The organism is Pontibaca salina, assembly GCF_016307205.1.
Classification (GTDB): Bacteria; Pseudomonadota; Alphaproteobacteria; order Rhodobacterales; family Rhodobacteraceae; genus Pontibaca; species Pontibaca salina.
In genome coordinates, this window is sequence record NZ_JAEIJD010000022.1 from 1 (window position 1) to 7036 (window position 7036).

6 protein-coding genes and 1 pseudogene are annotated in these 7036 nt (G+C 55.7%); 5 read left to right on the top strand and 2 right to left on the bottom strand.

Annotated elements, in window-relative coordinates; all coding sequences use genetic code 11:
- Positions 1-68 precede the first annotated feature (68 nt).
- The 4 genes from JAO82_RS14025 (at position 69) to JAO82_RS14040 (ending at position 3739) form a co-directional block, all read left to right on the top strand.
- The gene (locus JAO82_RS14025; RefSeq protein ID WP_198687020.1) at positions 69-1211 is read left to right on the top strand and encodes a tyrosine-type recombinase/integrase; all 1143 of its coding nucleotides are present in this window, start codon (positions 69-71) and stop codon (positions 1209-1211) included.
- Positions 1208-2602 carry a hypothetical protein gene (locus tag JAO82_RS14030; protein ID WP_198687021.1) on the top strand — a complete coding sequence of 465 codons (1395 nt, stop codon included), beginning with the start codon at positions 1208-1210 and terminating at the stop codon, positions 2600-2602. The genes JAO82_RS14025 and JAO82_RS14030 overlap by 4 nt, the downstream gene beginning before the upstream one ends.
- Before the next feature lie 316 nt (positions 2603-2918).
- Positions 2919-3320 (top strand): hypothetical protein, encoded by a 402-nt coding sequence (locus JAO82_RS14035; protein WP_198687022.1) that lies wholly within the window; start codon positions 2919-2921, stop codon positions 3318-3320.
- Entirely contained in the window at positions 3317-3739 is a 423-nt protein-coding gene (locus JAO82_RS14040; RefSeq protein WP_198687023.1) for a hypothetical protein, read from the top strand. The genes JAO82_RS14035 and JAO82_RS14040 overlap by 4 nt, the downstream gene beginning before the upstream one ends.
- A 391-nt stretch (positions 3740-4130) precedes the next feature.
- Here JAO82_RS14040 and JAO82_RS14045 read toward each other — a convergent pair whose 3' ends face one another.
- Together JAO82_RS14045 and JAO82_RS14505 are read right to left on the bottom strand one after the other, a co-directional pair.
- Positions 4131-4862 (bottom strand): phosphatase PAP2 family protein, encoded by a 732-nt coding sequence (locus JAO82_RS14045; protein ID WP_198687024.1) that lies wholly within the window; start codon positions 4860-4862, stop codon positions 4131-4133.
- A 475-nt stretch (positions 4863-5337) separates the two neighbouring features.
- Positions 5338-5649, bottom strand: coding sequence for a hypothetical protein (locus JAO82_RS14505; RefSeq protein ID WP_198687025.1), 312 nt, complete (start codon positions 5647-5649; stop codon positions 5338-5340).
- 98 nt (positions 5650-5747) lie between these two features.
- Between JAO82_RS14505 and JAO82_RS14055 the strand changes: the two are divergent.
- Positions 5748-6053 (top strand): annotated as a pseudogene (locus JAO82_RS14055) (integrase core domain-containing protein); the annotation flags it as partial.
- Positions 6054-7036 lie beyond the last annotated feature (983 nt).

Consider the following 7036-nt stretch of genomic DNA (forward strand, 5'->3'; position numbering starts at 1 on the left):
GAAGTGCCGCATCATGAGGCCTCACAGAAGACCGCACTCGATCACGCGCCAATAAGGTCAGAAACTTCTTGCACTACGGGCGTCAACCACAGAAGATTATCAAGTGGGTCGAAATCGCGACGAAAACCGAGTTTGACCCAGTCGAACAGGTCTATGTGGACGTAATCTCTAAAAGCAACTTCGATCTTAAAATAGCAGCCTTGCGCAAGTTCGTCAGCACCTTGGCCCTGAGCGGCAAGGTCGATATTCAGGAAACGGATACATTGGCGTCTCTGCTGACGCCTGACCATTCGACAGTGGTTGTGCGAGCCTGGTCGAGAAACACCGCCTCAAAGGGCAAGATTCAGGCCAGGACGGCCTATGAGTATTTGTCGGAAATCTATTTGTGCATGGCGCGCAATGGTCACTGCCCAGCTTCGCTCAAAAAACACCTCGGCGTAAACCAGTTTCTGCAGTCAGGCAAAAAAGCTCGAAAAGGCATGGGGGCTTCGGCGCGTAAGTTCTGCGAAGGGCTGCTTGGATCCCGAACACAAACCCTGACCTTGCTGTCGATGCATGTACAGCTGCGCAATCAGGCGAGGGCGATCATGGTCAAGGCGAAAGCGGCGGGACGAGAGATGACTGCTCACGAGATTACCCAGGTCCGCCAGATCGGCGCTGTGGCGGCCTTCGCCGCCCTTGAAACCCGGGGGGCGCCCATTCGAATCGAAAACGCCCTGAATCTGATCATGATAGGGCCCGCACGGACGTTCTTGCGTCCCACTGAGAAGACCAATCATGCAACGATCCAGCTTGCACCAAAGGACACGAAGAACGAGGTCGAGATATGGGCGCCAATTAACCGCGACAATATGAATGGTCTCGAAGTCATCGAGTGGTATTTGACGTCGATCCGTCCGCTTTTCGAGCATTCAGACGAGAGTATATATCTGTTTCCGGCCGTGGGTGACAGCACCCCTCTGGCCTATAGAACCTTTCTCGGATGGTTCAAACGCCACAGTCGCGCAGCTGGATTGCCGATGACGCCGCATAATTTTCGCCATGGTTTGGCCTCTTTGCTCGTGCAGAAGAACCCAGGGCGATGGGATCTGCTGGAGCGCCTGCTCGATGATACGCCGATGACCGCAATACGCAATTATGGCTGGGTCAACAAACGTGCAAAACGCCTCGAGGTGCAGAAGTATATTCTTGATCTGTCGGACCTGTCATGAAGAAAAAGCCCGATTATCGCACCAAGGATGACATCCTGAAACAGCAGCGCTGGGAGCCCCTCATCGGGGAACCCGGGCTGACCCAGATCACGACCCCACAGCTTCGGGTCGTTGATGATTTCCTGGTTTTTCTCGAGGGTCGAAAAATCGCCGCGATCTGGGATCTGACCAAGCGACATTTTATCGACTTTGATGTCGGCTACAACTCGGTCGGACGATTGCGGGTCTTGAAGGCTGGTCTCAGTGCCCTCTTTCCAAGACATCCTTCTGTGCTCGAACTGATGGCTGCCATTCGGGAAAAAGACGCGGCCTATCTTGCGTCCAGAAAAAGACCCAAGCCAAGACCACGCGTCCTCACTAAATCCGTGCCGGAAAGCGCACTGTCAGCGTTCTATCAGGACGCCATAGCAGATATGTGTGCCGGGTTTGATCGCAACAGCGTCATGGCGCCTGCCGCGGGCATGATGAGCACCCATGTCATGAAATTGCGCCAACTCGTGCTGTCTGCGCGCAAGGCTGGACTGACAGAGGAGATCTCGACCGAAAGTGTCCGCGCTTATGCCCGGGATTTGCGGGCCCGCGACCTGTCCCCTGTGACGCTTCTGGCCTCCTTCTCCTCGCTTCTGAAGATGGCTCGCTATACCGGGGCCGAGGCTGAGGCGATCACCCTGCTTTATGAGCTGAATCGAATTTACGACGGTAAAGCGGCTAAGGCGCCAAAGACAAAATATCAAAAACTGCAGAATACGGGGTATTCCCCACTTGCTCTGATCAACACTGCCTCCGCGCTTCTGAAAGCCGTGGACGAGCTGCCCTGTCCGCGACGACAGCATGCTCAGCGCAACGGGGCTGCGGCAATCGCGTTGTTTTCGGTAATGCCGGTCCGTTTGGCCGATACCCGGCTCACCTTCGGCGAGACCATCTTCTGGGTCGATGGCAAATATACGATCGAGACTGTCCTCTCAAAAGGCGGCGACCCTTGGGGCTGCGACGTCGATCCGCGGCTCAACCGGTTCATAGAGGCGCTGATCCTGCGCGGATGCGATCCGGCATGGTTGCCGGATATGCGAGAAAAGGCCCTGAAAGGCCGGCGACCCCTCTTCATCAATGGGAACGGCAGCCTGGTTGGCTATAACTATGTTTCGGATGCCTGGCGCAAAACCGTCGGCACGGGTGAACATATCGCCCGCACCATCCTTCACACGTTTCTGGGGATTGAGTTGGGCATGGCCGGCACGGGTATGGCCAAAGCCGCCTGCGGCCAGCGCTCAGTGGGTATTGAGGCGGAGTACCAAGATGATGCACTGAAAAAGGTGCAGCGCCTGAAAGGCCAGGCGGAGTTTGCGGACATCATTACCCCGGAAGAGCGCGCCTTGTTCGAGTTCAGATAAAAAGAAGCAAGGATCGGATCAAATCCGCTCGCTGCGCAGCCCCTTGTTTGAGGCCGCGCAGCGAGCGGACTCGATCCTGAAAAGGAGAAGTAAGGAAGAAAGGGAAAGCCAAGCACATGTAAAAGCACAATTTACCGATAACCACTGACCAGTTTTTTCGCGTTGCTGATCTCTTCGATGAAACCAGCAAACGAAACAAAGCAGGTTCAGCCACCGGATTCGCAGGTCCAAAGCTATAACCCCCGGTCAGCGCAGGGAAAACGGCCGAATTTGAGCCCCTTTCATTCCGATTTGGGCACTGCAGGGAGCATGTAAAATGTTCGACTACACCTACCACCCACCGACCCCCTTCCACCTGTTCGTCGAGGAGAATTCAGAGGGGCTGCAATATGCGGCTCTCCTCTTGGGTGGGCGGCCTTATCTGCGCCGAACGCAGAGGTTGATCGACGATCTTCGTCGCCAGCCGAAGCTGACTCGCAGCGTCAAGTACGAAGTCACTGTGCTACAGGAGCTTCTCACCCTTGAGCATGTTCACGACGACGAGCGTCCGGAAGCTGCTTACTTCGCGCTCCTGGATCCAGCCATGCCCTATGTTGAGGAAATCTGCGCGCTTGCAGATGGCCTGATCAGGGCACTGGTTGAGAGCAAGGCCCTCGGTGCCAACATGGGTCAGACCTCTCTTTCCGGTGCCAATGGCACAGAGGGAGGCTGGGCATGAGCACGATAGACAATCAGGGGATCAACTTACGCCATGCCATTCTCTCAGCGCTCAATCTGAGGGAGGCGGTAACTGTCAGCCTTTTAAGGCTGACAGGCGCAAATTTCGATCGAAGGTTCCGCCGCGACTGCGCCGACTTTGTGCGTCGTCTGCCGTCTGGGGCTTTCTTCGAGCCTCGGTATCTGGAAGACCTCGAACGGATCCTGGATCGGATCGAGAAGGTCATCCAGCAGGGGACCCGACAAGGCTTTGTTGTCGACGTCCATGCCGTCCAGGGCGGTTGGATGGACACCGTCCTCACAGCCGAAGCGGCAGCCCTCGAAGCGGCAGCAGAACCCGTAAGGCAATTGCTGACCGCCATGCGAACTGTCCTGACCATTGCTCAGGCAGAGCGACTTGCTGAGGGTCTGCGACCGTAAGCAAGCCATGGGCCGCCGCCCGAAAAGCGGCGGTCCGAACCCCAGAAGAACATCTCAGAACAGCTTTGATCCGTCGGGTCGAACACAGTTATCTTTCCGCGCAAGTTTGAAACGCGTTTCGCTGTAGGTTCGAGGAGAAGTACTGGGAATTGTCAGGGCGGACATCTCCAATCTCGTAAATAACGTGTCGCGATCGACACGAGAAAGCGCTCATAATTTTCACTATGCAAGCTGAGAAGTCCCGCAGACGCCGACTTTAGAAAGGGAACATTGAACCGCTCCAGCTTTATGTTAACCATCATCCTAAATTAAGCTTATGGTCTCCGACAAAGCCGGAGCGCTTCATCCAGAGCACTTGGCAAAAAGCTTTCGCGCAACTTGCTTTTTCGCTTTATGTAGCCTCTTCGTGAACCTCATCGTCGACAAGTCCGCGCTTGGCCAATCGACCGGCGACCAGCAGACACGCCATCGCCCAAGCGCCTCCTGCGAGCCAGCCAGCGGCCACATCTGTCGGCCAGTGAACCCCCATATATACCCGGCTCACGCCCACAAGAAACGTCAGCAGTACGGCCACTGTCAAAATATAGACCTTGAGAACCAGCCGTGGCTGTAGGCGAGTAATCAGTACGCCCAAAGTTAAATATGCGACGGCAGCCATCATGGAATGCCCGGAGGGGAAGCTGGCTGTGTGCACGATTGAACCATGCGGGACCAGGTCCGGCCGCGGGCGGTCAAAAAATTCTTTTGCCAGATTGCTGATCGCGATACCGCCGCCAACTGTCACCAGGACATACAGGGTTGACGCCCATCGCCGACATAGCACGAAAAACATGGAAACGACGATTGTCGTGAGCGTAAGAACGGCGACACCGCCCAAGGCTGTGAGATCACGCCCGATTTCTTCCAGCCACCAGGGGCCAATTGGATCTAACCCATCGCCAGGTTTCCGCAGGCTCAAGAGGATCTTCTGATCGAGGCTGTGGGTGGAGCCTTCGACAACTTCGTCAATCAACTCAGCCAGCGCCCAAATTGCGCCAATTGTCAAACTCAGAAGGGCCAATGTTGTCAGTTCGACATGGCGGCGGCTCCAGCGGATCAGTGTGGATATGCGTTCGTAGTTCATACAGACAATCTTCAATAACAATGCAACGTTTCGCAACAGGTTTGGTCTCCGGTAAGCCCTGACCAGCCGGCTATTGTACAAGCCGTCATGAGAAGTGGCAGAAACGCGATCGCGGCCCGCTCTAAGTGACACACGGAGTGAGACAAACTCTCTTTGTCGAAAATATAGTTGACCCATTTCCTTTTGTTGCTAAGCTATTGATATTATGACAGAAAATCCTACCACCCCAGCCATAAAAATCACCAAGAAATGCAAAATCAAGGACTTAGAGAGTCCTGCTTTGCCGACTGTGTCACAGATTCCGAATCATGTGACACAGGCTGTGACACATGACATCGCCCGCTACGCCCGAAAACGGCGTCGAGTCCCGTCCCGCAAATCCAAACACCACGCCGGCCCCTATCTCATGCGCCGGGGCCGCATCTTCTATTTCAGAAAACGCCTGCCGAGAGCCGGATCAAACCAGCTCTCAAACTTATTTCTCTGCCAGTCTCTGCGCACCGACCTCCCGCTCGACGCCGTGAAGCGCGCCGCAAGGCTGCTCACGGTCTACGAGCAGAAGGAGACAGAGATCGTGGGCGCAGTGAATAAGAGCACCCTCAGCCCGGCAAATGCCAAGGCGCTGTTGAGCGAAGTGCTTCGCGCGGAACTTGCCCGCAATCTTGACCAGCAGGACACACTGGGAGCCCACAGCGATGCCGAGATTGATAGCCGCATCACCCGGCTCGAAGCCGAGAACAGCGCCTTGCGCCGCGCCGCACGACGCGGAGACTGGGAAAATGTCCAAGGGCTCTTGGAAAAAGCGACGCAGCTGATCGCTCTGATCTTCGGCTGCCTCTTGCCATCGCAACCTCCTTCAATAGGGTGTTGCGACGATCGGTTGAAACCGCCCAATATGTGTGGATCCGCTATACCGAACGCCTGGCCGAGGCCGGGATCGAACCCTCGGTCGGCAGCGTCGGCGACAGCTATGACAACGCCCTTGCAGAGACGATGATCGGACTGTTCAAGGCCGAGGTAATCTACCAGCTGGGACCGTGGAAGACCGCCGATTCCGTCGAATGGGAAACCCTGAAAAGGGTCGTCTGGTTCAACAACCGCCGCCTGCTGCAACCAATCGGAAACATCCCGCCAGCGGCGGCCGAGCAGAAGTTCTATGAACAGTGCAATCAGTTCGACAAAGGCGCTTGAAACGGCGTAACCAGCCTCCGGGAAAACCGGGCGGTTCAGGCCGCGTCTGGGGTGTCGGTAACCAATGCGTTGAACAACTTGTTCTGGGTCACTTTGGGGAATGCCGTAGGGGGCGCGGGCGGCGTTGCGCTGGTCTATCTGTATGCCTATCTCGGCAGGTCCCCACGCTGACTGAAAGACGCCTACATTATCCCGCGTTGTGTGAATTAGAAAGCCTTTCACTGTTGGTCGCGGGCGCGTATATCTGATCAGACGACCGAAAAGGACATTCTGTGAGACCGATGATCACATCCACGAAGACCGCATTTTAATGAGCTGTAACAGATGCGGCGAGCCAGATGACCGCCCTCGACACCCGGACAGGCCTTCGCCTAACTGGAGAATGATCTTCCGTCTGGGTAGGGTCGTATGGCTCCATTTCGTGCGGTTTGACCTGCACCCTCTCACACTGCACCCTCATAATCCGAGGACGGTCTTCACACTTTGTATAGCTTGCCAAAAAGACGTGCAGGACATCACACTCCACGCGGATCTCAGCGACCTGAGCGAGCAGCTGGCGCAACTGCCCGACCTCCTGCCTTACGGGAAAGTGCTGGAATGCCCGAAATGCCACTCCAATGAAGCCTCGATAACGGTTTCAGTGCCCGCCAGAGAGCAAGGCGTTCTGAGAATGGACCGCGTTTGGATTGTGGATTTCACATGCCGCCAATGTCGCCATGAGTCCGATGTTATTTTTCCCACTCGGCAACCCCCTTGAGTTGGCCCCCGTTTCACAGGACACCTAAGCGGTTTCGGTTTTGGCCTTGATGAACTCGCGGGGCGAGTGCCATTTCAGGCAGCTATGTGGATGGTTTTCGTTATAGTCTTCGATCCAATCTCCTATCGATGTGAACTGGCCCCCGTTTCGACCGGACACCTTGGCCTGACCAAGGAGGCTTAAGGATAGCCTTAAGCACATGCTTATGTCTGAGATTGAAATCATC